This is a genomic window from Microbulbifer variabilis (assembly GCF_052467165.1).
Genome location: NZ_CP174301.1, coordinates 3,900,912 through 3,927,346, shown reverse-complemented (window position 1 = coordinate 3,927,346; position 26,435 = coordinate 3,900,912). Strand labels below are relative to the sequence as shown.

At 50.9% G+C, this 26,435-nt stretch carries 25 protein-coding genes; 8 read left to right on the top strand and 17 right to left on the bottom strand.

Annotated features, from left to right (window positions below):
• Nucleotides 1–7: 7 nt before the first annotated feature.
• On the bottom strand, nucleotides 8–490 hold the full coding sequence (locus tag ACJJIP_RS17515) for a hypothetical protein (protein ID WP_444945708.1): 483 nt from the start codon (nucleotides 488–490) through the stop codon (nucleotides 8–10).
• A gap of 235 nt (nucleotides 491–725) precedes the next feature.
• Between ACJJIP_RS17515 and ACJJIP_RS17510 the strand changes: the two genes are divergently transcribed.
• Together ACJJIP_RS17510 and ACJJIP_RS17505 are read left to right on the top strand one after the other, a co-directional pair.
• Nucleotides 726–2,042, top strand: a complete 1,317-nt coding sequence (locus ACJJIP_RS17510; protein WP_444945707.1) for a parallel beta-helix domain-containing protein — start codon at nucleotides 726–728, stop codon at nucleotides 2,040–2,042.
• Nucleotides 2,035–3,189, top strand: coding sequence for an SO2930 family diheme c-type cytochrome (locus ACJJIP_RS17505; protein WP_444945706.1), 1,155 nt, complete (start codon nucleotides 2,035–2,037; stop codon nucleotides 3,187–3,189). The genes ACJJIP_RS17510 and ACJJIP_RS17505 overlap by 8 nt, the downstream gene beginning before the upstream one ends.
• Nucleotides 3,190–3,266: 77 nt before the next feature.
• Here ACJJIP_RS17505 and ACJJIP_RS17500 read toward each other — a convergent pair whose 3' ends face one another.
• The 7 genes from ACJJIP_RS17500 to rsxA all read right to left on the bottom strand — a co-directional run bounded on the left by ACJJIP_RS17500 (nucleotide 3,267) and on the right by rsxA (nucleotide 10,135).
• Nucleotides 3,267–3,974, bottom strand: coding sequence for a TetR/AcrR family transcriptional regulator (locus ACJJIP_RS17500; protein WP_020411909.1), 708 nt, complete (start codon nucleotides 3,972–3,974; stop codon nucleotides 3,267–3,269).
• A gap of 351 nt (nucleotides 3,975–4,325) precedes the next feature.
• Nucleotides 4,326–5,039 (bottom strand): electron transport complex subunit E, encoded by a 714-nt coding sequence (locus ACJJIP_RS17495; protein ID WP_353376979.1) that lies wholly within the window; start codon nucleotides 5,037–5,039, stop codon nucleotides 4,326–4,328.
• The gene (gene rsxG / locus ACJJIP_RS17490; RefSeq protein WP_282951657.1) at nucleotides 5,039–5,743 is read right to left on the bottom strand and encodes an electron transport complex subunit RsxG; all 705 of its coding nucleotides are present in this window, start codon (nucleotides 5,741–5,743) and stop codon (nucleotides 5,039–5,041) included. The genes ACJJIP_RS17495 and rsxG overlap by 1 nt, the downstream gene beginning before the upstream one ends.
• Entirely contained in the window at nucleotides 5,743–6,795 is a 1,053-nt protein-coding gene (locus ACJJIP_RS17485) for an RnfABCDGE type electron transport complex subunit D (protein WP_444945705.1), read from the bottom strand. Before ACJJIP_RS17485 ends, rsxG begins: the two co-directional genes overlap by 1 nt.
• Nucleotides 6,795–8,939: an electron transport complex subunit RsxC gene (rsxC, locus tag ACJJIP_RS17480; RefSeq protein ID WP_444945704.1), complete on the bottom strand. Its 2,145-nt coding sequence runs from the start codon at nucleotides 8,937–8,939 to the stop codon at nucleotides 6,795–6,797. The genes ACJJIP_RS17485 and rsxC overlap by 1 nt, the downstream gene beginning before the upstream one ends.
• Nucleotides 8,936–9,550, bottom strand: a complete 615-nt coding sequence (gene rsxB, locus ACJJIP_RS17475; RefSeq protein WP_020411914.1) for an electron transport complex subunit RsxB — start codon at nucleotides 9,548–9,550, stop codon at nucleotides 8,936–8,938. Before rsxB ends, rsxC begins: the two co-directional genes overlap by 4 nt.
• Nucleotides 9,551–9,559: 9 nt before the next feature.
• Nucleotides 9,560–10,135: an electron transport complex subunit RsxA gene (gene rsxA, locus ACJJIP_RS17470; RefSeq protein ID WP_020411915.1), complete on the bottom strand. Its 576-nt coding sequence runs from the start codon at nucleotides 10,133–10,135 to the stop codon at nucleotides 9,560–9,562.
• Between the two features lie 449 nt (nucleotides 10,136–10,584).
• On the opposite strand from rsxA, the gene yghU reads away from it, so the two are divergent.
• Nucleotides 10,585–11,460 carry a glutathione-dependent disulfide-bond oxidoreductase gene (gene yghU, locus ACJJIP_RS17465; RefSeq protein WP_282951655.1) on the top strand — a complete coding sequence of 292 codons (876 nt, stop codon included), beginning with the start codon at nucleotides 10,585–10,587 and terminating at the stop codon, nucleotides 11,458–11,460.
• 38 nt (nucleotides 11,461–11,498) lie between these two features.
• Here the strand turns inward: yghU and ACJJIP_RS17460 are convergent, their stop codons facing one another.
• From ACJJIP_RS17460 to ACJJIP_RS17445, 4 genes are all read right to left on the bottom strand, one after another.
• Nucleotides 11,499–11,741, bottom strand: a complete 243-nt coding sequence (locus ACJJIP_RS17460; protein ID WP_020411917.1) for a hypothetical protein — start codon at nucleotides 11,739–11,741, stop codon at nucleotides 11,499–11,501.
• Nucleotides 11,719–12,201: a hypothetical protein gene (locus ACJJIP_RS17455; RefSeq protein ID WP_020411918.1), complete on the bottom strand. Its 483-nt coding sequence runs from the start codon at nucleotides 12,199–12,201 to the stop codon at nucleotides 11,719–11,721. The genes ACJJIP_RS17460 and ACJJIP_RS17455 overlap by 23 nt, the downstream gene beginning before the upstream one ends.
• A gap of 35 nt (nucleotides 12,202–12,236) precedes the next feature.
• The gene (locus ACJJIP_RS17450) at nucleotides 12,237–12,488 is read right to left on the bottom strand and encodes a hypothetical protein (RefSeq protein ID WP_020411919.1); all 252 of its coding nucleotides are present in this window, start codon (nucleotides 12,486–12,488) and stop codon (nucleotides 12,237–12,239) included.
• A 306-nt stretch (nucleotides 12,489–12,794) separates the two neighbouring features.
• A complete protein-coding gene (locus ACJJIP_RS17445) occupies nucleotides 12,795–13,751 on the bottom strand; it encodes a D-2-hydroxyacid dehydrogenase (RefSeq protein WP_444945703.1) in 957 nt (318 codons plus the stop codon).
• A 151-nt stretch (nucleotides 13,752–13,902) separates the two neighbouring features.
• Here ACJJIP_RS17445 and ACJJIP_RS17440 point away from each other — a divergent pair, with 151 nt between their 5' ends.
• Nucleotides 13,903–14,805: an EamA family transporter gene (locus ACJJIP_RS17440; RefSeq protein ID WP_020411921.1), complete on the top strand. Its 903-nt coding sequence runs from the start codon at nucleotides 13,903–13,905 to the stop codon at nucleotides 14,803–14,805.
• A gap of 23 nt (nucleotides 14,806–14,828) precedes the next feature.
• Here the strand turns inward: ACJJIP_RS17440 and metG are convergent, their stop codons facing one another.
• A complete protein-coding gene (metG, locus tag ACJJIP_RS17435) occupies nucleotides 14,829–16,856 on the bottom strand; it encodes a methionine--tRNA ligase (RefSeq protein WP_444945702.1) in 2,028 nt (675 codons plus the stop codon).
• A 233-nt stretch (nucleotides 16,857–17,089) separates the two neighbouring features.
• Between metG and apbC the strand changes: the two genes are divergently transcribed.
• Together apbC and ACJJIP_RS17425 are read left to right on the top strand one after the other, a co-directional pair.
• Nucleotides 17,090–18,205: an iron-sulfur cluster carrier protein ApbC gene (gene apbC, locus ACJJIP_RS17430; protein WP_020411923.1), complete on the top strand. Its 1,116-nt coding sequence runs from the start codon at nucleotides 17,090–17,092 to the stop codon at nucleotides 18,203–18,205.
• Nucleotides 18,206–18,869: 664 nt separating this feature from the next.
• On the top strand, nucleotides 18,870–19,262 hold the full coding sequence (locus ACJJIP_RS17425) for a hypothetical protein (protein ID WP_020411924.1): 393 nt from the start codon (nucleotides 18,870–18,872) through the stop codon (nucleotides 19,260–19,262).
• Between the two features lie 5 nt (nucleotides 19,263–19,267).
• Here ACJJIP_RS17425 and trhO read toward each other — a convergent pair whose 3' ends face one another.
• Nucleotides 19,268–20,272: an oxygen-dependent tRNA uridine(34) hydroxylase TrhO gene (trhO, locus tag ACJJIP_RS17420; RefSeq protein WP_020411925.1), complete on the bottom strand. Its 1,005-nt coding sequence runs from the start codon at nucleotides 20,270–20,272 to the stop codon at nucleotides 19,268–19,270.
• A gap of 198 nt (nucleotides 20,273–20,470) precedes the next feature.
• On the opposite strand from trhO, the gene ACJJIP_RS17415 reads away from it, so the two are divergent.
• Together ACJJIP_RS17415 and ACJJIP_RS17410 are read left to right on the top strand one after the other, a co-directional pair.
• Nucleotides 20,471–20,731: a hypothetical protein gene (locus ACJJIP_RS17415; RefSeq protein WP_444945701.1), complete on the top strand. Its 261-nt coding sequence runs from the start codon at nucleotides 20,471–20,473 to the stop codon at nucleotides 20,729–20,731.
• Between the two features lie 212 nt (nucleotides 20,732–20,943).
• Nucleotides 20,944–21,477, top strand: a complete 534-nt coding sequence (locus ACJJIP_RS17410; protein WP_020411927.1) for a hypothetical protein — start codon at nucleotides 20,944–20,946, stop codon at nucleotides 21,475–21,477.
• A 119-nt stretch (nucleotides 21,478–21,596) separates the two neighbouring features.
• Here ACJJIP_RS17410 and ACJJIP_RS17405 read toward each other — a convergent pair whose 3' ends face one another.
• The 3 genes from ACJJIP_RS17405 to ydiJ all read right to left on the bottom strand — a co-directional run bounded on the left by ACJJIP_RS17405 (nucleotide 21,597) and on the right by ydiJ (nucleotide 26,361).
• Nucleotides 21,597–21,998 carry a 3D domain-containing protein gene (locus tag ACJJIP_RS17405; protein ID WP_020411928.1) on the bottom strand — a complete coding sequence of 134 codons (402 nt, stop codon included), beginning with the start codon at nucleotides 21,996–21,998 and terminating at the stop codon, nucleotides 21,597–21,599.
• 516 nt (nucleotides 21,999–22,514) lie between these two features.
• Nucleotides 22,515–23,249: a tetratricopeptide repeat protein gene (locus ACJJIP_RS17400; RefSeq protein WP_353376982.1), complete on the bottom strand. Its 735-nt coding sequence runs from the start codon at nucleotides 23,247–23,249 to the stop codon at nucleotides 22,515–22,517.
• Between the two features lie 73 nt (nucleotides 23,250–23,322).
• Nucleotides 23,323–26,361, bottom strand: a complete 3,039-nt coding sequence (ydiJ, locus tag ACJJIP_RS17395) for a D-2-hydroxyglutarate dehydrogenase YdiJ (RefSeq protein ID WP_444945700.1) — start codon at nucleotides 26,359–26,361, stop codon at nucleotides 23,323–23,325.
• Nucleotides 26,362–26,435 lie beyond the last annotated feature (74 nt).

Genomic DNA, 26,435 nt, shown 5'->3' with positions numbered 1-26,435 from the left:
TATTGTTTTATTTTGGAGTGTAATGATATTTTAAAATGTAGCCGTTGCTTAGCTCCAGTTCCTCTTGCTTTTCTATGTTCCTCATAAGATCAATTTCTCCAATAGTGTTAAATATCTGTTTTGGCTCGGTATCAATACAATGAATGCCCATACTTGCTACTGTCAAATCTTTATTGATTACTGAATACTCGATAAACTGTAGGTATACTCGATCATTCTTCTTGAAAATCTCTATGCCTGGACCGCTTGATAGCATCACCTTGTACTTAATTGCACCCCATGGGCCGTTGCACCGTATCGCTTGATACTCTCTCATTATTGCCCTTATAGATATTACGGGAGTGCTTTCTGTGAGTCGATTTTCCAATATTTGTTTTGTTTGAAATGTTTCTCCATTAGGTGTCATGATCACTACTTTAAGTGACTGCTCGGCGAGAGTGCTCTCCGCCAATAAGCTGATGGAAATCAAGGCTGGCTTTAAGATTTTCATCGCTTTAGCTTTCCTGGGCCAATTTAAAGTGTAAGTGACGGATAATTTGCTAATGCCGAGTCGGTATTGTTTTCCGGTTCATTAATAATAGTGTCTTGATGCAGAGGCACTGGTTGGATAGTATCGGTAAAGCTATGTAAGAGGGTTTTTTGCGCAACCTAATTGGTACATTCGTGCCTATTTTTATAGATTGCCACTAATTGCTACCGATAATAATTCAAATAAAGGACGTATCATGAAAACATCAATCTGTGTGGGAGTGGTTTTGGCACTAATGGCTTCCACAGCTTGCTCGCCTGGTGACAAGGACAAGCGGGTACAAAATGACGCTCCCGGCGTAAAAACTAGCCATGATTTTCAGAAGCAACTACTCAGGCAACTGATATCTGCAAAACCGGGGGATGTGGTGTTAATTCCCGAAGGAGAGTTTCAAATTAACCGCAGCTTATCCTTGAATGTGGATGGCGTCACGATACGCGGTGCGGGTATGGATAAATCTATTCTCTCGTTTAAAGGGCAGATTCAGGGGGCCGAAGGATTACTGGTGAATGCAAGTAATTTCACTATCGAAAATCTTGCCATTGAAGACACAATCGGTGATGCCTTAAAAGTAAATGAAGGCGAGAACATAGTGATTCGCAATATACGTGTTGAGTGGACAAATGGGCCAGCCACTGAGAATGGAGCTTACGGCATATATCCTGTTCAAACTAAAAATACCCTGGTGGAGAGTTCAGTTGCTATAGGGGCATCCGATGCGGGTATTTACGTAGGGCAGTCGAGAAATGTCATAGTGCGTAATAATCGTGCCGAATTCAATGTGGCTGGGATTGAAATTGAAAACACGATCGGCGCTGATGTATACGGAAATGTGGCAACTAACAATACGGGTGGAGTCTTGGTTTTTAATATGCCAAACCTTCCTCAGCCTGGGCATAGCACCCGTATTTTCAATAATAAAATTTTTAAAAATAATACATCAAATTTTGGTCATGAAGGTACGCCAGTAGCTGCAGTTCCTGCAGGGTCAGGTATTGTAATTAACTCCAATGATAATGTTGAGATATTTGAGAATGAGATAGCAGATAACGATACCGCTAATATAGTAGTGAGTAGCTACTTTACGGCGGGTTATTATAGCGACAAATCCACACAGGAAGATTTCGACCCATATCCTGAAGGAATTTATATCTATGATAACCAGTTTTCTGGTGGGGGCACTTCACCCGACCACCTGGAATTGAAAGCCTTGAAATTGGCTCGATTTGGACTGGGTGGAAGCATTCCCGATGTACTTTGGGACGGGGTTGTCAATCAAGAGAAAACAGTTGATGGAGCCCTGCCGGATCACTTGAAATTATGCATTGATAATGCAGAAGCTGGTATTCTCAATGTGGATTTCCTCAATGGCTATCAAAATATCTCTACCGATATTTCCGCACATAAATGCCAGCTTGAGAAATTACCCCAAATTGTCCTGGAGTTTGAGCAGCCCGTAGAGGATCAGAAGACAGATAATCATCTGGCAGTATTAGAGGGTAGAAATGAATAGTTGGATATCCTGGGCAAGTGCCTTTATCCTGCTTGCAGGAATGATGCTGTCCACTATAGCAGGCTGTGATAAATCTCGCCCTCAAGTGGTCGTGTTTGCTGAAAATGCGATTCCGGAACGACTGAGTGATTGGAACCTGGTAAATATTCTCGATGGTGTATTAACGCCAAATATCGGAGTGGTGCCCTATGATCTCAACACAGGACTATTTACTGATTATGCCCATAAGTTGCGTACAGTGTGGATGCCTGATGGTGTTTCGGCCCGATATGGCGATGAGCAGTTTGACTACCCTGTTGGCACAGTTTTAACCAAAACATTTTACTATCCAAGGGGCGAAAACGAGACAGTACTGCGCACTGATAATTTCGAGCATGACTATGCTGAAGGCCGTATGGGTGAGGCCCTGGATATGCAGCGGGTGCGTCTGATGGAAACCCGGTTGCTAGTGAGGCGTGAGAGTGGCTGGCAGGCGATTCCCTATATTTGGAATGAATCACAGACAGAAGCGGTATTTGAAATTGCTGGTGATGCCAGTCGACTTAAGCTAAAAACGGCAACGGGGGATATTACAGAATTTACCTATGTGGTGCCTGATGCTAATCAGTGTGCTGGATGCCATGCAGATAATTTCACCGGCAAGAAAATTTCACCTCTCGGCCCAAGGGCCAGACACCTCAATCGAGATTACCCCTACCTCAGTGGTACAGAAAATCAGCTGAAGCACTGGCAAAAGATTGGTTATCTTCGTGATGTTCCCAAGACTATTGAACTGCCCAGCTTAGCCAAATTTATGGATAACAGTGTAACGCTGAATGAGCGAGCCAGGGCCTATCTTGATATCAATTGTGGTCATTGCCATAACCCTGCTGGCGCGGCCGATACCTCTGGTTTAATGCTAAATCATAGTGAGACAGACTTGCGTAAGTTGGGCTTGTGCAAGCCACCGGTGGCGGCGGGAACTGGCAGTGGCGAGCGCTTATTTGCCATAGTGCCGGGTGAACCGGATCACTCCATTTTGAATTTCAGAATTGAGTCTGTTGATCCCGGTGCGATGATGCCGGAACTGGGTCGCAGTTTGGTGCATGAGGAGGGGGTGGAGCTGCTGCGCCAGTGGGTTGCGGCTATGCCGGGTACTTGCACATAAACCCTTCTAAAAGACGGAGCTAGTTCAGAATAATGGGTACAGTGCCCGAGGGCACCGTACCTTTTCCGAACCCCATTTTAACCGTATGCTGCGGCTTCAGTAACCGGAGTGGCGGCGGGAATCAGCCCGTGGACCATCATGGTTACCGTACGCTCGAGTAGTGGTGAGTCGAGGGCAATAGTGCCACTCAGTATTTCATACTCTAGCTTTAGAATTGTGCCATGGGCGATCTGAGCTGCAGCTTCGGGGTCTGTGAGGCCAAGCAGGTGGAAGAATTCCTGCATCAGGGATTCCCGTGCATGGTTTGACATGCGTACTGCTCGTGTCAACTGCTCATTCCGCAGTGCTTCATTGCGAAATGCTAGTTCTATAAGGCGCCGGTCCTTGTCCTCAGCTTGGCTTCGGACATGGGTCAGCACAAAACGGGTTAGCTGTTGGACTAATAATTTGCGGCTACTGTTCGAGGCGCGTTCTTGTGCTGAAAGGTTACGGGCAGCGCTGAAGCTTTCTTCCTGAAGTTGGCGCGTACTCTCTAGTCCCTGTTCGACGAAATATGTAAATGAGTCGCTGATAAGGTCATTGAGGTCTTTAAAGTAGTAGGTAGTGGCAGCCAGGGGTACACTTGCTTCCCGGGCTACAGCGCGGTGACGAATACCGCGAATACCTTCCTTTACGATCAGTCGCAGGGTGGCCTCAAGGATTGCCTTGCGGCGCAGGCGGCTGTCGGCGCGTTGAGCGCGGCGGCCGTGGTAGACCAAATCAGACTTTCCATTGTCTACAGTCATAGCAGTATCCCTGTTCTTATTGCGTTGGCACCGATAGCACTCTCAAGCTGGTCGGTCGTGCCATTCTAGCCAAACGAATTCAAAAAGAGACAATAATGCTATTACATTCGATTACACCGGTATTGCACTGAAAAAGGGCTTTATTTTCAGTGTGTTAGCAAAGGTGTATATTTTTGGGCTTTTGGTGACAGATAGGTGTTTATTAATCTATCAAAGGAAAATAAATACGCCAAATATGAATATTTTATTTAGAAGAATAAATGAAATATGCCCTTTAAATAATCACTGGCAATCAAATGGTTTTCGCTAAACTAAGAGATTGCCGTCGATATTTTTTCTCCAAGTTTATTTCTAAGAAATTTTTCCGGTAACGCGAACACGTTTAGAGCCGGGAACAATTTTTACTTGTTGGCTGCGACGACGTTCAATACCTGAATCTATTGCATTTTTTGCTGCGATTAGTAGACCTGCAACCAGGAATGCTCCTGGGGGGAGTACCGCCACAAGTACTCCAGGATAGTTACTACCCAGAACCGAGATGCCCCAGTCTTTTGCCATGGGGCCGAGTAATAAATCCATATCTGAAAAGAGAGTGCCCTGGCCCAATATTTCCCGTACGGCGCCAATTACGATTAATACTGCGGTAAAGCCAACTCCCATCATAAATCCATCTACCAGCGAGGGAAGGACCGGGTTTTTACTCGCGAAGGCATCTGCACGCCCGAGAATGGCGCAATTGGTAACAATCAAGGGAATAAAAATACCGAGCACCAAGTACAACTCATAAGTGAAGGCCTTCATGAGCAGCTCGACACAGGTAACGAAGGTGGCGATGATCATGACCGAAGCGGGCAGTCGAACAGTATCTGGCATTTGCTGACGCACGAGGGATACCGCCAGGTTTGAGCAGGTAAGAACTCCGGTTGTGGCTAGGCCCAATCCAATAGCGTTGACCACTGTGCCTGTCACTGCCAACAGGGGGCAAAGCCCCAGTAGCTGCACCAGTGCAGGGTTATTCTTCCAAAGCCCATTGTGGGTGATTTCTGCGTAACCGGGGGTTGCCATCAGTTTTGCTCCATCTCTGGTTGGGCCCCATCTGTTTTTTCTGCTTCGGGGTTCTCAACTTCCACCGCACGCTTTGATATTGGCGCACTAAAAATCTTTTGGTGATTCTGTGCGACAAACTCCAATACTTGACGCACCTCATTCACGACCGCGCGCGGGGTAATTGTGGCCCCGGTAAACTGATCGAACACTCCGCCATCTTTCTGTACTTTCCATTCATTAGCGGGTGGATTTTTTAATGACAAACCATCGAATTGCAGTATCCAGTCACTTTTCTTCAGCTCAACTTTGTCGCCGAGGCCGGGGGTTTCGCTATGACCTGTAACCCGCACCCCGGCAATAGTACCGTCGCGGTTTACTCCCACCAGCAATTGGATAGGGCCTGAATAACCGTCGGGTGCCACCGCTGGCACAATCACAGCGGAGATTTTTCCATCCTCCCCCCGCGCGAGGTTGATATCACCACCCTGGGGGAGGCCGAGCTGGTTCCAGAAGACCTTGGGAATTGGATAGGTATCAACCAGTAGGTCGTTACTGTGGCGATCCAGGGGAATGATTTCCAACAGTGCTTTTGCCGATGCTGCCCGTATGGCGCGCTCAATGGGTTCACGTGTAGTGATCTGGGTCACTGCCAGCGTTCCGGCAGTGACCAGGGCAAATAGGGTTAAGACAGCGGCGTTTGTCGCCATGGACTGTTTGAGCATCAGTGCTCCTCCAGATCGGTGGCGCGTCGTGGCCGCTTATGGCCATAAGTGCGGGGCAGGGAATAATTGTCGATAGTGGGCGCGGCAAAGTTCATCAAGAGCACTGCGAAAGCCACTGCATCCGGGTAGCTGCCCCATGCGCGGATAATATAGGTAAAGAGTCCTACCCCCGCCCCAAAAATCAGGCGCCCCTTATTACTCGTACAGCCGCTAACCGGATCGGTAATAATAAAGAAGGCCCCAAACATGGTGGCACCAGAAAATAGGTGCAATAGCGGCGAACCTTCAGACAGTGAACTGCCACTGTCATAAAAAAACAGGGATAAAAGAGTCAGGGTGGCAAGCATCGCGACCGGCGCATGCCAGGTGATAATGCCGCGGAAGAGCAGAAATAGTCCTCCGAACAGGAAACCAAAACTAATGGTTTCCCAGCCAGCCCCAGCAAAGGTGCCCTTGTTGAAAATGGGCTCCAATTCATACAGCTGTGACAAAAGAACTGATTCATTGAGGCGGACAATCTCCAAGGGTGTAGCGCGGGTGAAACCATCCACGTTGTAATTGCCGAAGACGAGGGCGAAGGCTTCCCCAACACTGGGGGCACCCCCGATTACATCTGCAGCGCCCACCCAGCGAGTCATGTCCACAGGGAAGCTGATGAGTAGCACCACATAGCCCACCATTGCAGGGTTGAACGGGTTGTAGCCCATACCGCCATAGAGGTGTTTAGCCAGTATTACAGCCACGGCACTGCCTACTACCGGCAGCCACCAAGCACAATAGGGAGGAAGGGCGATGCCAAGGAGCAATGCGGTAACAAAGGCACTATAGTCACGCAAGTAAAAGGCCACGGGGCGATTGCGTAATTTCATCACCGCCGCTTCGCACAGCATGGCGGTGATAATCGACAAGGCAATATTGATCAGAACGCCTATGCCAAAGTAGATTACCATCGCCAGTACACCCGGGGCGGTGGCGGCGGCCACCTGCAGCATCACTTTGGCTGTTTGATCTCCGGAGCGGGCATGGGGAGAGGTGGCACGGATCAGTGACATTATTGATCTCCACCCTGTGCCGATTGCTGTTCATGCATCTTGTTTTCCAATTTTTTCTGCAGCTTCTCCAAGGCGGTCTCAAAAGCCTCTAGATTAGCGTCATCTTCTTCCCGGGCCTTTTGCAGTCGTGCTTCGGCTTTGGATACCCTCTTGCGTAGAGCATCGATATCCGCAGTGAGCTTTTCCGCATCACTTAACTGGGCCCGCGCCTCTGCGGCGGAACGGGCTTTGTTGATAGCGCGTACAGCGGCATTGGTTTCTTCTTTGCTGGGTTCTCGCGCGGGGTCGCGGTCAGCGCGTCGCTTGGCCAGGGTGAGCTTGTGTTCAGCTTCCTGTAGTTTCAATTCAGCGGCTTTGAGTTGAGCGGCAAGCTGGTCGCGCTGGCTGTCATTGGCGGTTTCCAGTTTGCCGCGTAGGCGCTCCACGCGGCTCTCTGCACTGGAGAACGTGCGCTGAGCACGGGCGAATAATTGCTGGGGGTCCTCTTGGCGGGACTGGACCCTAGCTAGCGCTGCGGCGACAACATCGGCCTCCTGTTTACTGGCTTTGGCTTGCTCAGACTCTGGGTTTTGCTCGCGCTGCTGGCGGGCCAGTTCGGCTGCCTTGCGTCGGGCTTCACGTTTTGCCTCTTTTTCCTTTTCCGCCTTTTCCAGGCGCAGTTTACGGAATTCGAAGCGGTCGCGAGCACGGTCGGATTTCTCCTTCTCCGCCTCGGTCTGGCGTATAGCCCCCTTTGCCGCGCGGTAATACTGGACCAGAGGAATCGTGCTGGGACAAACATAGGAGCAGGCCCCGCATTCAATGCAGTCAAACAAATTGTAAGCCTGTAGTTTTTCCCGTTCATCAGCGCGTGCATACCAGTAGAGTTGTTGTGGTAGCAGCGATGCAGGGCAGGCTTCTGCGCAGAAACCACAGCGGATACAAGCTTTGGCTATTGGAGCGGGTGGCAGCTCATCAATGGTAGGTACCAGCAGACAATTGGTGGTTTTTACAACTGGTGAGCTTTCATCATCAATGGTGTACCCCATCATGGGGCCACCGATAATCACCTTTTGCATCAATCCGCGGTGAATTCCGTGATGCTGAAGGATATGACGAATGGGGGTACCGATGGGTACTTCAATATTGCGTTGTCGCTCCAGGGCTTTGCCCACTACAGTGGTAACCCGGCTGATCAAAGGCTCTCCGAAGTGTACTGCGCGGAATATGGCTCTGGCAGTACCCACGTTCTGGCATACGATACCGACATTGGCCGGCAGTCCCTGGTTGGGGACCTCACGCCCTGTGAGAATCTGGATCAGTTGCTTTTCACCGCCGGAGGGGTATTTAGTAGGAAATACGACAATATCGAAACGAGTGCCTTTGGCGGCCTCGCGCATCGCTGCAATCGCTTGAGGTTTGTTATCCTCAATCCCGATGAGAACCCGTTCCGGTTCATCAAGGATGTAGGAAAGGATACCGACTCCGGCAATAATTTCTCCAGCGCGCTCCCGCATCAGCATATCGTCAGCGGTGATATAGGGTTCGCACTCGGTGCCATTGATAATCAAAGTATCAATCTCTGCACCGCCATGAGGGTCCAGTTTTACTGCAGTGGGGAAACCGGCACCTCCCATTCCCGCGATGCCGCAGTCACGAATTTTCTCCAGCAACTCCACTCGGCTGAGCTGGGTAAAGTCCTCACAGGTCTCAAGCTTGCACCAGCGCTCCTCACCATCGGTGCGAATAACAACGCAGTCTTCCACCTGCCCCGATGGGTGGGGGACGGCGCAGGGCTCTATAGCAACGACCTTGCCAGAGCTGGGAGCGTGCACTGGACAGCTGATCAAGCCATCCGCTTCAGCAATTTTTTGCCCCTTTAATACATCGTCACCAAGATTAACCAGTGGCAGGGCTGTAGCACCTGTGTGCTGTAGAAGGGGCACTATCAGATCTTCGGCTAAGGGAATACTGCCAATGGGCTCGCCGGTACTTTGATGCTTATTCTCCGGGGGGTGTACGCCACCGTGAAAATCATTGGGGCGCAGCTCCCGCGCTTTTTCGCTGGCAATTAACTGGGCCTCACGGGCAGCGCGACGCTCGGTAACCGCTTTCCGCTGTTGGGCTCTCTCTTGCTGTGCTTGGGTCTCGTTCTCGGGGCTCAAACTGCACCTCCCCCAGTTTCTGTCTGATTACCGCGACGGTCAGAGGCTATTAACTGGATGCCGTCCTCAGGTTTCCGGGGGTGCCAGTCTTGTAAAGGCATATCCACAGGCACCATATCAATACAATCCACTGGGCAGGGTTCCACACACAGGTCGCAGCCAGTGCATTCATCGGTGATGACGGTATGCATGTATTTAGCAGCCCCGGCGATAGCGTCCACCGGGCATGCCTGGATACATTTGGTACAGCCGATACATTCTGCCTCGCGAATAAAAGCGACTTTCTTTACTTCCTCTACCCCGTGCTCGGCGTCCAGTGGCATGGGTTCCATGTCCAGTAAGTTGGCCAGCTCATTGATGGTGGCCTGGCCTCCGGGTGGGCACTTGTTGATGGCATCGCCGTGCACGATGGCTTCCGCATAGGGTCTACAGCCGGGGTAACCGCACTGTCCACACTGGGTCTGTGGTAGTAGCGCATCAACCTGTTCCACCAGGGGGTCGCCTTCAACTTTAAAGCGTACAGCGGCAAATCCCAGCAGGGCACCAAACGTCAGCGCCATGCCGCCAAGTACCAGTAGGGGAGAGGAAATTTCTGAGATCCAGTCCAGCATCGTAAAACCCTATACCAGACCGCTAAAGCCCATAAATGCCAGGGACATCAGCCCAGCAGTTACCATACCGATAGCTGCACCGCGAAATGGCAGGGGTACATCTGCGGCAAAGAGACGCTCACGCATGGAGGAGAAAAGAATCAAAACCAGGGAGAAGCCTACAGCAGCTCCGAAGCCGTACAAGGTGGACTGCATAAATGTATGGGCCTTCATGGTGTTTTGCAGGGCCACTCCTAATACTGCGCAATTAGTGGTGATTAGAGGTAGGAAAACCCCTAGTACCTTGTACATTAATGGGCTGGTTTTCTCGATAAACATTCGCGCAAACTGCACTACTACTGCAATTACCAGAATAAAGGAGATAGTGCGCAAATACTCGATACCAAAAGGCTCAAGCAGGTAGGTATTTACCAAGTAGGAGCAAATTGACGCCAGGGTTAGTACAAAGGTTGTGGCACCGGCCATGCCCACGGCGGTCTCCAACTTGTTGGAGACACCCATAAAGGGGCACAGGCCCAGAAACTGTACCAACACATAGTTGTTGACCAGGATGGTACTGAGCAGGATAACTGCGAATTCGGTCATAACAGGTCCGGTTGAAGCCCTGGGGCGAAATGGCACGAGCGCTATGGCGGTGTATATGCCCCTGCCCCTGATAGTGGTGCGTTCTGTGAGCAAGGTGTCCGTCGAATGTCGCGCAGGGCCGGTATTATGGGTGAGTCGCAGAGGGCCTTCAACTCGGAACAGGCATCTTCTGGCAGGTGAGGGGCCCCAGCTTCGGGGTCAGTAATATGACCAAATAGCCGCTGCATGACTATAAGCTGTGCGAGGTTATTGAGATATGGGGTTGTCGTTAGTGTCCATATAAAAAATAGGGCTTATTTCAGCTGGTTTGCCGGTTGTGAGTGTAGTTTCGGGTGAATTAAGTGAACTCCTTTGAACTTTCTCGATAAATGCTGGCGCGCCCCTTTACAGTAAATTGACGTGGCCATATCTATGGCTGGACAAATCCTAATATCAGTTGGAGCCGTGAAATGTCGGATCAACCTTATACCCCACCAAAAGTCTGGACCTGGGATTCGGAGAGCGGTGGGCAGTTCGCCAAGATCAATCGCCCGGTGGCGGGTGCCACACATGAGAAGGCGTTGTCCCGGGGTAAGCACCCGATGCAGCTGTATTCACTGGGGACGCCGAATGGGGTCAAAGTGACGATCATGCTGGAGGAGTTGTTGGAGCTGGGTTTTGATGGAGCTGAATACGATGCCCATCTGGTTCGTATTACTGAGGGAGATCAGTTTGGCAGTGGTTTTGTGGAGGTGAACCCCAACTCGAAAATTCCTGCTCTTTTGGACCAGAGCACAAATCCGCCTATCAGGGTATTTGAAAGTGGCTCGATACTCCTTTACCTGGGAGAGAAGTTTGGCGCCTACCTACCGCATACCCCGGAGCAGCGCACGGAAACTCTCAACTGGCTTTTCTGGCAAATGGGCGCTGCCCCCTATCTCGGTGGTGGTTTTGGCCACTTCTATGCCTACGCCCCTGAGAAGTATGAATATCCGATCAATCGTTTTGCTATGGAAGTAAAGCGGCAAATGGATGTCTTGGATCAGCAGCTGGCAAAACACCAATATATAGCCGGGCGTGAATACACTATTGCAGATATCGCGATCTGGCCCTGGTATGGAGCATTGGTACGCAATGAGGCTTATGATGCTGCCGAATTTCTCGATACCCAAAGTTACAAACATCTGAATCGCTGGGTTGAGGAAATTGCCGCACGGCCTGCGGTGCAACGTGGACGCATGGTAAATCGAACCTGGGGAGATCCCAAAAAACAGCTTCACGAGCGCCATGATGCCGGTGATTTTGAGACAAAGACCCAGGACAAATTAACAGATGAAGAGAGCTAACAGGGAGTTGTTTATGAGAAAAAAGCTCGCCTTCCTCTTTAGAAAGTACGCAGTGAAAGCATCAGCTGAACTATTTGCGAGGTGCGTGGCAGCCGCCACAATTTCTCGGTAATAAAACCAGCAGCGAATGCCAGACCGAGCATTAGTGGTACAGGAATTGAACTCAGGAGTTGGCGGGCCTGCTGCTGCTGTTGATTGATTAAGTGCAATGCGCTACGACGCTGTTTTTCTGTATCGTGGCGGCATTGTTCAATCTGTTTATTTAAAGTTCTCAGCGACATCGCTTAAGGCCTCTTTCACCTGCCGCTTGGTTTCTTCAAACCCAAGCAGCGGGCGCAGTTTCTGTTGGTATATCAGCACGCCGATAAAAATAGCAATTTGTAATAAGAGAAAGACGAGAAAGCCAATATAGATAGACTGGGAAAAATAGTAGGCAAAAAGGCCTACGCCGCCGCAAATAGTGACAAGCAGGGCTGTTCCCAGGGGCACTAACATCAGTTGCAAAAATATAAGGCGTTTGCCAGCAGTCAGAGTCCGATCCAATTCCAATTGGAATAATCGCTGAATATTGCTGATCCAGGCAGTAAGTAACGTGAGAGTGGCTTCGGCACGGGCCAAAGTTGTTTCTAAACTGTCATCGTCGCTATTTCCAACGCCGTTGGCTGATCCATCTGTTTCGTCCCGGCCGCGATCGTGCGCAGCCGGGCCGGAATTAGAGTCAGGCTTTTTTCCATTTCCCATCTAGGGTATCCCTACCGGTAAAAAAATGATCAGAGCTATTTAAAAAGCTTAGCGATTGCCCAACCGACTACAAAGGCACAACCCACCGCAAGAATTGGGCGTTCCCGCAATGAAGATTCCGCTTTTTCCATAACTTCCGCAGCACGCTGTCTCTGGGTTTCCACTGAAGATTTAGCTCGCTGTCTCAAGCTTTCCGCAGCATCAGTTGCCGCCTCGCCTGCGAGATTATAGGCCTGTTGCAGCTTTTCCCTACTGGAGTTTGTGTGGGGAGATCTTGCAGTTGCCATCGGGTTGCTCCTTTTCAGGGGTTGATTGGCAAGGAATGATATAGTCGTCCCCTGTATTCCCCAGTCAAATTAGCGCTTTTATTAGGGGAATTGAAAATAAGCACAATTAATTATTTTATAAAAAGCTATATACACTCTCTTTTCTTGTCTCCTAACCAAAATCACTGAAATTCCTTCCTGGGTATAAGTACTTTTTAGGGTGAGAATCGTGCCCAATGGGTAGGATAGTGACCCCGAGCCTTAATTGTGATCATTTTTCTAAGGCTCTGTTGGGTGCGGGGAGAGCATATAGATAGAAGAGGGAAGTCACGGCTTAAGGGGTGCGTTGTCGAATTCCCGTCTCCAGGATTCAATATTATTAACCACGCCATTTAATAGGCGCTGGCGGCTTTCTCGGCTGATCCAGGCATTGTGAGGGGTAAGGATTAGGTTGGGAATGTCGTTATCCAGCAGAGGGTGGCTTGCGGGTGGGGGTTCTTCGCTGAGTACATCCAAGGCTGCCCCACCCAGCTTGCCGCTGCGCAATGCGTCGGCGAGAGCTTCCTCATCTACCAGGCCGCCGCGGGCTGTATTGATCAATAGAGCGCCGGGTTTCATTGCAGCGATAAATGTGCGATCGATAAGTTTCTCAGTTTGCTCTGTGAGTGGACAGTGCAGACTGAGCACATCTGACTCCGACTGCAACTGCGCCAGGGGCACCCGGTTTTTCTTTTCAGTTTGTCCGGAGGATTCAGCGATCAAAATCCGCATATCCAGAGCCTCGCCGAGGCGAGCAACCCTCTGACCTAACTCCCCATAGCCAATAATGCCGAGAGTTTTTCCCGATAGTTCAACTACTGGATGATCCAGCAGGCAAAAAATCTCTGACTGACTCCATTGTCCCGCCATTACGTCCTGGTGATAGAGGTGCCAACGTGAGGCGAGGGCCAGCATTAAGGCCAGAGTATGTTGTGGCACTGAGGCTCCAGCGTAGCCTTGGACATTGCGCACTGGGATGTCGAATTCTTTTGCGGCCTCAAGGTCAACATTGTTGGTGCCGGTAGCGCATACACAGATCAGTTTGAGGTTTTTTGCTTGCGCTAAAACGGCGCGATTTAATACCACCTTGTTGGTGATTACCACCTCCGCATCGGCAATGTGCTCAGCAGTTTGCGTGTCGGAAGTGGTATCGTGGAAATCCCAGTGGTCTAGACTGTTTTGCAGGGCTGATATGTCCAACTCCTCCAGCTTCATTGTCAGTGCGTCAAGAAATACGCCGCGCATGGGGTCTCCTTAGTTTCTGTGTTGTTTTAGGCATGCTACGGCAGTTGATGCCGATTGCAATGGCTTCGCTGGAGGGGCGCGTGATCTGTCCTGTGTGGGTGGCTACGGTTTGTTTGTCGGGCCTTTCTGTTTCAGTTGAAGAGGGCTCTTAATGGGAATATCGGTAACCGCAGCAACACTGGTTTTAGTATCGGCATTTCTCCATGCGGGATGGAATTTACTGGGAAAATCCCGCACACCTTCCCCGGCTTTTTTTTGCATCGCCACACTGAGCGTGGGCTTATTACTTCTTCCCCTTGGTGTTTGGGTCTTGTCTCAAGCACAGGGATTGCCGCGTGCGTTCTGGCTGCTTCTGATAGGCAGTGGCTTTTTTCAGATGATTTATATGGGAGGCCTGGCGTTAGCATACCAGCGCGCCAATATGGGGCTTGTTTATCCCATAGCACGAGCACTGCCTGTATTACTGGTGGCGCTGGCAACGGTGCTGCTCGGACAGACTCTGCCGTGGCTTGCCTGGCTGGGCATGTTACTGGTCACCATTGGCTGTCTGTTAGTGCCACTGGTGTATTTTCGTCAATGGCACTGGCGCGCTTACTGGCGAGCTGATTGTGCCTGGGCCCTGGTCGCCGCACTGGGGACTGTAGGGTATTCACTGGCAGATAAGGGAGCTTTACTCCACCTGGAGACAGCTCTCGACGGTGCCGTTCGGCCTATGGCGATGGCATACAGTTACCTGGGTATGCAGTTCTTTGCCAGCGGCTTGTGGTTGCTTTTCGGTTGTCTTGGTAGCAATGGGCGTGCCCAATTGGTGCGAAGCCTGGGTGATTTGAAGCTCGGGTTAGTAACGGGACTGATGATGGGAGCTACCTATGGCCTTGTTTTGCTGGCCATGGCGATGACGGAGAATGTGAGCTATGTAGTGGCCTTGCGCCAGCTCAGTATTCCGCTGGGAGTTGGTTTTGGTATCTGGCTATTAAAAGAGCCGGCATACAGGCCCCAACTGCTTGGTGTGGGGCTAGTATGCGCCGGCCTGATTGCGGTGTCACTGCGCTAGGCTAGGGACATCGCCAGATTCAATTACATGACTCGCATGCCGGGCTTGGCGCCCTCGTGAGGCTCTAGAATCCAAAGGTCTTTACCACCAGGCCCGGCGGCCAACACCATACCTTCGCTCACCCCGAAGCGCATTTTGCGCGGCGCCAGATTAGCTACCATGACAGTATGCTTGCCCTCCAGTTCTTCTGGCGAATAGGCGCTCTTGATGCCGGCAAACACCTGTCGTGTTTCGCCGCCCAAGTCTAGGGTCAGCCGCAGTAACTTACCGGCGCCCTCTACGTGTTCTGCTTTGGCAATCAGGGCGATACGCAGGTCTACCTTGGCGAAATCATCGAACTGGATTTGCTCGGCAATGGGCTCATCGGCCAGGGGACCTGTGGCGGCCTTGGCCTCGGCCTGCAGTTGGGCCAGAGACTCCTTTGCCGCATCCATCACTGCATCCACTTGGGTTTTTTCTACACGCTGCAGCAGCGGCTTGAACTTGTTGATCTCATGGTCGACCAGAGGTGTAATCGCACTGTTCCATCCCAGCCCGCTGTTGAGGAATTCAGCCGCCTTTTGCGCGGTGTTGGGCAGTATTGGGGCGAGCCATGTGATCAGCGCGCGGAACATATTCACGCCTTGAGAACAAATTGCCAGTACTTCGGACTCAGCTCCTTCCTGCTTAGCCAGGGACCAGGGGGCTTTGTCGGCGATCCAGGCATTGGCAGCATCGGCCAGTGCCATAATGTCACGCATGGCGCGGGCATATTCGCGCTGCTCATAGTAATTGGCAACGCGTGGTGCGGCTTCTATAAACTGGTCCCACAATTTTTCATCGGCCAGTTCAGTGGCGAGCTTGCCACCGGCCTTACTGACAAACTTGGCGGTGCGTGAGGCGATATTGACTACCTTGCCTACCAAGTCGGAATTCACCTTGGCGATAAAATCATCCAGGTTGAGGTCCAGGTCATCCACTCCGGCGGTGAGTTTGGCGGCGAAGTAGTAGCGCAGGTATTCGGGATTCAGGTGATCCAGGTAGTTGCGGGCGTTGATAAAAGTGCCGCGGGACTTGGACATTTTCTTGCCGTTGACGGTTAGGAAGCCATGCACACATACCTTGTTGGGGGTGCGGAAATCTGCGGAGTCCAGCATGGCCGGCCAGAATAGGGCGTGGAAGTTGACGATATCCTTGCCGATAAAGTGATATACCTCAGCATTGCTGTCTTTCTTCCAGTAATCCAGCCAGTCGCTACCATTCTTGTCGCAGTAATTTTTCAGGCTAGCCATATAGCCGATAGGAGCATCCAGCCATACATAGAAATATTTGCCCGGCGCGTCTGGGATCTCAAAACCGAAGTAAGGTGCGTCGCGGGAGATGTCCCATTCCTGCAACCCCTCTTCGAGCCACTCGGCCAGCTTATTGGCGACTTCATCCTGCAGGGTGCCGGAGCGAGTCCAGTCACGCAGAAATTCGGTGAAGGCGGGCAGTGTAAAAAAGAAGTGCTCGGACTCTTTTTCCACCGGTGTAGCGCCAGAGATGGCGGAAACCGGATCGATTAGCTCTGTGGGGCTGTAAGTAGCGCCACAAGCCTCACAGTTATCACCGTATTGATCGGGTGTGCTACAGCGTGGGCAGGTACCCTTGATATAGCGGTCTGCCAGGAATAGCTGTTTCTCTGGATCGAATGCCTGGGTGATGGTGCGAGAGGCGATATGGCCATTGTCGCTCAAACGCTGATAAATCATAGAGGACAACTCGCGGTTTTCCTCTGAATGGGTGGAGTGGTAATTATCCACGCCGATCAGGAAGTCGGCAAAATCACGCTCATGTTCCGCCTGCATGTTGGCGATGTGCTGCTCCGGAGTCAGGCCCAATTGTTCGGCCTTGAGCATGATTGCGGTGCCGTGCGCATCATCTGCGCAAATGTATAGGCAATCGTTGCCGCGCGCACGCTGGAAGCGCGACCAGATGTCGGTCTGGATGTACTCGAGAACGTGGCCCAGGTGCAGGGAGCCATTGGCATAAGGGAGTGCGCTGGTGACTAGGATTTTGCGCGTATCGGGCATCGGTTTTTCCATCGCTTTGGGGTTGCGGCCGGGGGCTCCGCTGGAGCGGCCGGAGAACGTCAAAAGACCGCGGAATATAGCAGATTTGTGCTATGCCGGGGAGGTATGTGGGATGTCGTTGAAATGATCCATTCACTGGCGTTGGGCTGTTTCATCCTACACAATGCATCCCAGACAAGAAGCACCAAGAGGGAGATACCGTGAGCGATCATCACGACCATGAAGAGCTATCAATGGAAGTTCAGGCCGAACTCGAGCGCCTGGCTGAATGCCTTGGTCAGTTGCACGACTCGGCCAGTGGGTTGTTACTGGACGAGTTGGATGCGGACATTGAGGTAGGTTACGAGGGCGATACAGTGCTTGTAGGTATAACCCTTGGCTACCCTTGCGCGAGCCAGGTGGAATCCTGGCACAAAAGGGTCAAAGAGGCCTGTGAGCCCTTGTTGAAAAGTGGCCCCCTGGGTGGTAGCAGCCTGCAGTTTGAGCTCTTCAGTGATATCCCCGCGACTTCATCGCCAAGTGCCCCTGAGCCACTGCAAGGGGTAAAAAATATCGTTGCGGTAGCCTCTGGCAAGGGGGGGGTGGGGAAGTCCACCACAGCAGTAAACCTGGCGCTGGCGCTGGCGGCAGAGGGAGCCCGGGTAGGGTTACTCGACGCAGATATCTATGGCCCCAGCCTACCTACGATGCTCGGTACTGAGGGGCAACGTCCTCACGTAAAGGAGCAGAAATTCTTTGTGCCGGTGGATGCTCTGGGAATTGAGACCATGTCTCTGGGCTACCTGATGACTGAGGATACCCCAGCTGTATGGCGTGGCCCGATGGCCAGTGGTGCTCTTAATCAAATCCTTACCCAGACTTTATGGTGCGATGCAAAGGAAGAGCTAGATTACCTGATTGTGGATATGCCGCCCGGCACAGGTGATATTCAGCTGACATTGGCACAAAAAACTACTCTAGCTGGGGCGATTATAGTGACTACCCCCCAAGACTTGGCGCTGAAAGATGCCATCAAGGGAGTAGAGATGTTCCGTAAGGTCTCTGTGCCTGTACTTGGTATCGTCGAAAATATGGCACTGCACACCTGCTCCAAATGTGGTCACAGCGAACCGATTTTTGGCGTTGGTGGCGGTGAACGCATTGCTGAGGAATACGATACACATTTACTTGGTGAGTTGCCGTTGGCACAAAAAATCCGTGCAGATGTCGATAGTGGCTGTCCGAGCGTTACCGCAGATCCAGATGGGGAGATTGCTGGGTTTTATCGGGAAATTGCTCGTAAAGCTGCTGCTCAAGTCTGGCTCAATGCCAGTAGCGAGGAGGACCTTCCAGAAATCGAAATTAGTTGAACCCATTCGCGATATTGATCACAAAGAATTAATTTTTTTATTATTGTGGTTTTTCGCGGTGGTAAAAATCCCTATATTGAGCCTCTCCGGTGTGCCTTCCATGGAATTTTCTGTTGTGTGAAAGGTGCCTAAATCAATGGCCGGGTATTATACCCGGCCATTACGTATCAACTGTCGGTTTGTGAGTTCTGGCCGAACAGTGCCTCAACCTTTTAATTAAAATATTTTTCGTAATTTACGGGTATCACTGTAGGTTGCCTTATTTAGAAGCTTAAAGGGAGGTTGTCCGTATTTGCAGTATTTTAGGGGGCATTTGCTCTGCACTGAGATTGATGATTGTGTTAATGAGCATTTATACCTATTTAAGAAAAATTAAGTATTTATGCTGTATTTATGCTGGTGGTCGTCATAGCTATTAGTCAGTGATTCTGCCAAGGCTTCACAATTCAGGGAGGGCAAAAGGCCGATATAGATTGCGTGATAAGAAATTTCGACGATCCGGCAGAACAGCACAAATTTGTCGGGTTAAAGTGATAATTTCAGGAGTGTGCGAAAAGTCCCCAGCAGCTGCGTTAGCCATAGTTGCAGGTGAGGCTCATAAAAGGCATTGCAAAAGCTGTAGTCGATAAAAATAACAAAGACAAAAGCGCGGGTGCTTATATCAATGAATTTTCAAATCAGCTATCGACCGATAGGGGGTATTGCGCGGGTATTATTTTATGGGCCGGTTGGTTTTGCGGAGAAAATGGAAGCTGCAGCCCGGCTTGTGGAAAAATACCGCCACAGGGTGCCATTACGAGTACTTTTGGACCTGCGCTATGCGCGTTCGAAAGTCACTTTAGAGGAGCAGCGGAAATTTACTACTTACATCGCGGAGCATCCGGTATTGCGACGTGCTTATATAGCTGTGTTGCATCCACGCAGTCGTTGTACATCTCCGCTGGCGACACAGGGGACCTGCCTATGCAGACATAGCTCGCGGGAATTTGTCGCCGAAGCCGAGGCTGAGGCCTGGCTTACCCAAAATAAGGGAGCTGTCAGGCCTGTCGCGCTCTAGTTATTTTAAGCCTGCTGCTGGATCTGTGTGCGCTGGGCTTCAGCCTGGCGTCGGCGCTCTTCTTTTTTCTGCAGACGTTTATTTGAGGTCAGGTCACGGGCATCCTGTCCCATATGTTTTTCGCCCCGTTGTTTGGCCAGCTGAATCTGCCTTTCACGCTCGCGGAAGCGGGCGCGATCGGCATCGCTGACCTTGTCGTGGCAGTGTGGGCAACTGACCCCCTGTTCAAACAGTGGGGACTTCTGGTCTTCCTGAGTGATCGGCATTCGGCAGGCGTTGCACTGGTCGTACTGCCCGCGTTCCAGGTCGTGGTTGACAGTAACACGCTCGTCGAAAACAAAGCACTCACCTTCCCATAGGGACTCCTCTTTGGGCACCTCTTCGAGGTACTTCAAGATCCCGCCGTGCAGGTGATACACCTCTTCAAAGCCCTGCTCTTTCATATAGGCTGTGGACTTCTCGCAGCGAATGCCCCCAGTGCAGAACATGGCGACCTTCTTGTGTTTGGTCGGGTCCAGGTTTTCTTTTACGTACCGGGGAAATTCGCGGAAAGTATCGGTTTTTGGGTTGATTGAATCCTTGAAAGTACCGACTTGGAATTCATAGTCATTGCGAGTGTCGACTAAAACGACTTCTGGGTCGCTGATCAGGGCATTCCAGTCCTTGGGTTTGACGTAGGTCCCCACCACGCGGAGAGGATCAATACCCTCCACACCCATAGTGACAATTTCCCTCTTCAGTTTGACTTTGCTGCGAAGGAAAGGCATCTCGCCGGTAAGGGATTCCTTGTATTCCAGTTCGGCTAGACGCTTGTCAGATCTTAGGTGGGCAAGGACAGTGTCTATGCCCGCGCGGGAACCGGCAATAGTGCCGTTAATGCCCTCGCTGGCCAGAAGTAGGGTGCCGCGTACACTGTGTTCCAGCATGACATCCAGTAGAGGGGCGCGCAGAGACTCGAAGTCCTCCAGGGTGACGAACTTATAGAGTGCACATACAACAAATTGATCCATGGTACTTCCTCATTTGCGGGCCGGAGCGTAAATCCGGAGCAGAAAAAATCGCCGCGCATTTTATCGCAAAAAAAACAGCTTGTCGTACATTTAGCAAGCAGTTCATAGCTTGCCCCAACACAGATTTGTGGTTGACCGGGAGGCTGCAAATTGTCAAAGTTCTGGCCGAAATATAAGGGTCACAGCGAGGCGAACCCCATGGGCGAAGAATTTGCACCGAAAGAGTCGGAGTTAAGCCAGGTCTACCGCGAGGGCGAGGTTTCTGTCCAAATTGATATTTATGAGGATGGAGAGGGCGGCTGGCTACTTGAAATCGTCGATGAGAATAATAACTCCACGGTGTGGGAAGACTCATTCGAGACTGAAAAAGAGGCCCTGGATGAGGCGGTGGATGCTCTGCGTGAGGAGGGCATTACGGCCTTTATAGGCCCGGTACAGGAGGTAGATGGTCATTGGTGAGTAGTTCTTTTCATACATCATGCGGGAGGCTGCGCCCCGTCTAAAGCCGGCAAACCCACCGGCTTTTGAGGTGCCACCGACTTTTACTGCTATGGTTAAGGTGAGAAGGGAATCGCGACTGTGTGACAGCACACCCAATCACCGCGCCGTCGCGAGGCAACTGTGTAGTCTTTGTCTCCGGCGGTGCTATCTAGCCAGCGGTTACCCTGCCGATGAAACTGCGCTGCGTATTGCCTCTTCTATCTTTGTGCATTCTGCCAGCCTCTGCTGAAACCTTAATTCTCTCCGATAAACAGCTGCTTAATACAGGCCTCAAGGAAGCTCGTCTGATTTCAGAACTACATGGTTACGCCATTGTAGCTGGGCGCTATTGCGTGGATTGTGATGAGAATTTGGCAATTTATATTCATCAGATCCCCCGACAGGAGGAGGGTGGTGGTGAATTGCTGGGCTCGATAGGTTCTGACCGCTATACCTACCCAGGTCGCTATATCGATTACATGACCAAAAAACTGGTAGAGAAAACCCGGATGTTTTATGGCTACTGTTATGAAGGGCAAGCTTCTTTACTGTGGCTTACGGAATACTTCACTGGTGACAAGTGGGTCAAAGCGGAGTATCTGATAGTGCTGGGTGATAATGGACTAGAACATCGCTATAACGAGAACCAGCAGCCGGGTATTTTTAATCTTGAAAATGAAGACTGTCGGGAGTTAAAGGGTATCTTTGCAGAAATGGAGCCTTAGGGATTTTTAAAAAGAATATAAGCCCTTAGGCTCATCTGTGCTTTTAATAGCAAGGTATCGCACAATAAAAAAACCCCGCTGGAGGGCGGGGCCAAAAGGGTCGTTGAAATCAGTTCTGCTTACTTAACAGGTTCGAAAACAATCTTCAGTTTTTTCTTGCCCCAAGCTCGGGCTTTGCGAATATCTTTTTCCATCCACACGTCAATACGGTTGGTAAATCGCTTGTTCATACGGTCACGCACAGTGTAAGTACCGGGCAGACCTTCAATTTGTACTTTGGCACCGTTCGTCAGGCCGTGCTTTTCCAAGTCACGGGATACGGCAATTATTTTATCGCCTGGGCGCAGGCGGTTGTTCCAGGCGGCAACCCAAGGGTCGCTGTCAGTTTGTCCTGGTACAGAGTTATAGGCGGTTGCATCAACGATCATGGTTTTCTTGATTGCCGCGGACGCGTTGACACTTACACCAATTGCAAGAAGAGCGGCGATGAAAAAAGCTGTATTGCGCAGAGTCTGTTTCATGATGTCCCATTACCTCCAGGAATCAAATGGTCACAAGCCAAGAGGCGCTTGTGAAATTTCCAAGTGTTTTTGGAAATCGTTGATCAATATTTAATCAACGCTGGTTATATTACCGGCGATTTAGGAGGTATCAACTTTTTCTTATTTGATGACAGGATCACCAGCAGAACGGAGGCGGGCATAAAAACTTTGGAATTATTTGTTAAATAAATAGATAAAATAGAAATTTTAAAAGCATAATATGGAAATTTTTTACTCTAAAAAAGAATTAAAAAGGTCTTTCAGAGGGAAATAATTTCAATATCAAAAATCCACCTGACAGCGATGTCATTCTAAATATTGCTGGGCGGTACGAGGATCGGCTTTCTAATTAGCAGCAAAAAAGTAAAAAATTTCTCTGTAACTATTTGTGACTAGACCTTCAAAACCTTCATATTGGAGAGATATAGGGTTATGAAATGGTGTGACTAATTATCCATATGGCCGGTTGGGCTTAAAGAGCATTTTTGTCGAAGGCTAAAGAGTAGTTTCGGGGTTCTGACCAATAGGTTCCACCTGCTGACGCAATGTGGCGAGATAGTCAGCATCCTCTTTCAGGTCAGGGAGTTTGTATTGAAGATCTAGTTGTACCGCTTTCTCCAGCCATGCGATAGCTTCTTCCAGATTTCCTTGCCACTCACATACCTGTCCGATATTGAAGTAAGTAATGGCCAGGTTATGCCACTCTTCCTGAGCCGATAGCCCGTTAATAGCACTCTTATAAAGAAGGTAAGCGGTGTTTAGTAGGTGGGCACGTTGGGTTATGGTTTCCTCGCTGGCTGCTTGGCGATGGTAGGTGTGTGCCATAGCTGAGCGCACCCTGGCAGCAGAGTGTGGCAATTCAGCACCGGAGTCCAGGTAATTCAATACAGATTTAAACTGGGCGCGAGCCAGAGGGTAGAGATCAGGGCGGGATTTTGCTCCCAGGGCATTTAACACAATGCCATAGCGATAACGCAGGGCCTGCTGCTGTGCTGGGTAAGGGGATAGTGCGGAGATAGCTTTTTCATAAAGGGGCAGAGCGGCACCGTATTCCCCTTTACGAGCCAGAGTTTCAGCTTCATTCACCCAGGTAACAGCGCCATGGGTGCTGCTGTGCGAGTCGAGCTTCTCGATTTGGGCATGTTGTGTGATCGATATAGCGGGCACTAGTATCGCAAGGGTGAGAAGGGCGCAAAATAGGATCTGAAAACTGAAAAAATTTCTGTGCATAAGGATTTCCGCAATCTGGCCCGGTCGACGGTAACAAGGCCCACTTTCGTAGGCCCCTTACGTCAGTAAATCCCTAGTTCTTGAGTTGTGCCAGGAGTCCTTGCAGAGGGTGGCGCAGGCTGACACCTGCGAAGCGATTGGCTTGGCAGCGACAGGAATAACCGGTGGCTAGTTGGTTGCCCTTGCCGCCACTAAGTTTGGGTGCCCATGACTGCTGGAATATTACTTGCGAGGTATCCTTGTGTGTGGCCTCGTGGCCATAAGTGCCCGCCATTCCGCAGCAGCCGAGACTTTCGGTTTGCAGTTCCAGGCCGAGGGTGGCAAAAACCTCCTGCCAATCCTTCAAAGAAGCGGTGGCGTTGGTTTGTTCACTGCAGTGGGGCAAGAGCTGAAAACTGGCTGGGCGCACTCGCTCGCGTTGTTTGTATAGGTGTTCTTCTTGCTGTGCCAGCCACTCCTGTAAAAGATGGACTTTCGGTGCCTGTTCGCCCAGGAGTTTTTTGTACTCGGAGCGGTAGGTGAGAGTCATGGAGGGGTCTATCCCCACAAGAGGTATGCCACTGTCCGCCAGATTGTTGAGCATCTCGCTATTACCCTCGGCAACCCGTTGAAACTGGCGCAGGAATCCATGCACATGCAAGGGTTTGCCGTTGGCGCGGTAGGGAGCAAGTATCGGTACAAAGTCCAACTGTTTGAGCAGGCGCAAGATATCGGCCACCACTTCAGCATCAAAATAACTGGTGAAAGCATCTTGCACGATGATTACCGCCCGGCTGCGCTGGGACGGTCCCAGGGTTTCCAGGCAGGCTTTACTGGCAGTAGGCACGCCGAGTTCACGCACACTGGCTTGCAGAGTTTTCTGCGATAACTGAGGACTATCTACCATGCCGAAAATACGTTCCATTAAGAAGGAAACCGGCTTCAGTTTTAAGGGCCAATTGTAGAGCTGTGGCAGTTTTGCCATATGCGGCATCAGAAATTCCAGTCCGCCGACGGCGTAATCTTTTAACGGACGCAGGTATCGGCTGTAATAGAGTTCGAGAAACTTGCTGCGGAATTCCGGTACATCTACTTTGATTGGGCATTGGCCGACACAGGACTTACATGCGAGGCAGCCTTGCATGGCTTCATTCACTTCGTGGTTGAAGTCGTATTCGCCGCGGGTTTTAGCCAGGGTATTGATGAAGCGTTTGGGCAGGCCGACAAAAAAGGAGCGCTCGCGGTACTTGCGCGCGCTGGCTACAGCATCTACATCGTGCTTGCTTAACAGCCGCAGCCATTCGCGCATTAGAGAGGCGCGCCCCTTGGGAGAGTGGATTCGATTGCGGGTGGCCTTATAGGACGGGCACATCGCTTCATCGGGGTTCCAGTTAAAGCAGGCGCCGTTGCCATTACAGTGCACGCCTTCATCATAGCCCTCCCATACCTGGGCTGGGATCTGTCGGTCGAGTTCTCCGCGGGTGTTTACCGCATCAATTTTCAGCAGGCTGGAGTTGTCATCAGGCGTGGCAATTTTGCCGGGATTAAACTGGTTACGTGGATCGAAAGCGGATTTAATTTTTTGCAGCTCGGGATACAGTTCCCCAAAAAATTCTGGTGCATACTCGGAGCGAATGCCTTTGCCGTGTTCCCCCCAAAGTAGCCCCTTATATTTTTGCGTAAGTGCCACGACCTGGTCGGTGATTGGGCGAATTTGTGCGGCCTGCTGAGGATCTTTCATATCGATAGCTGGACGCACATGTAATACACCGGCATCCACATGACCGAACATGCCATAGTCGAGGTTGGCTTTATCCAATACTGCGCGAAACTCAGCAATAAAATCTGCCAGGTTTTCGGGCGGTACGGCGGTGTCTTCCACGAATGGAATCGGGCGTTTTTCCCCTTGGGCATTACCCAATAGGCCTACCGCTCGTTTGCGCATGGCCCATATCCGGTTGACCTCCGTGTGACCGCGGGCGATGGAATAGCCGAAGCTTTTACCCGGTCGGCCTATGGTCTCATCAATGTGCCCAGTGAATGTTCTTAATGCATGCTCCAGCTCTTCTTCTGTGTCTGCAGCGTATTCCACCAAGTTGACACCTTTGACTGGGCGATCCTCTGAGGGAAAAAATTCGCTCACGCTGTGCCATACGATATCTTCCATGGCCAGCTGCAGGACTTTACTGTCTACCGTTTCGATAGACATGGGCCCCGCGCGCATCAAATCATTAGCATCGCGCAGTGCTTCCTGGAAGTGATCATACTTCAAGTTGACTAGCGCTACGCACTTGGGGATGGGTAGAAGGTTTAGCTTCGCTTCAGCGATAAAACCGAGGGTCCCCTCGGACCCGCAGAGTACACTATTGAGGTTAAAGCGCTCGCCTTCGCGGATATGGGCCAAGTCATAACCAGTAAGGCAGCGATTGAGCTTGGGGAACCTCTGTTCAATTAATTCGGCTTTTTCCCTGGCGATGTCATCACAGGTTTCGTGTACCTTTGCGGAGCGGCTGTCCTCTTGACATATTTTTTGTAGCTCTGTTTCCTCTATGGAAGAGGAGTGCCACAGCTCCCCCCCCATGAGTACTGTATGCAGCTCGAGCACGTGATCGCGGGTTTTACCGTAAACACAGGAGCCCTGGCCTGAGGCATCGGTATTGATCATGCCGCCGATGGTGGCGCGGTTACTGGTTGATAGCTCAGGTGCAAAAAACAGACCATGGGGTTTCAAGGCGGCATTTAACTGGTCTTTAACTACGCCAGCCTGCACTCGCACCCAGCATTCTTTTGCATTGATTTCCAGGATTTGATTCATATGACGGGAGATATCCACTACCAGTCCGTCAGTGAGTGACTGGCCATTAGTGCCAGTGCCGCCACCTCTAGGAGAGAGCACAATAGAGTGAAACTCTTTCTGATCCGCCAGCGAGGCCAGCAGCTGCAAATCGCGGCTATCACGGGGGTACACCACTGCCTGTGGCAGCACTTGATAGATGGAATTATCGGTGGCTAGGACCGTGCGGCTGGCGTAACTGGGGGTGGTATCGCCGCGGAAACCCGCATCTGTCAGTTCTTGCAAAAACTGCAAATAGAGCGCTTGAACCTCGTCGACTTCGCGCAATGCTGGAATCATGAGCTAATCCGTAATTTCGGGGGAGGTGAAGGCCGCATACAAGACCGGAGTGGAAGGCAGGTAATAACTTAAAG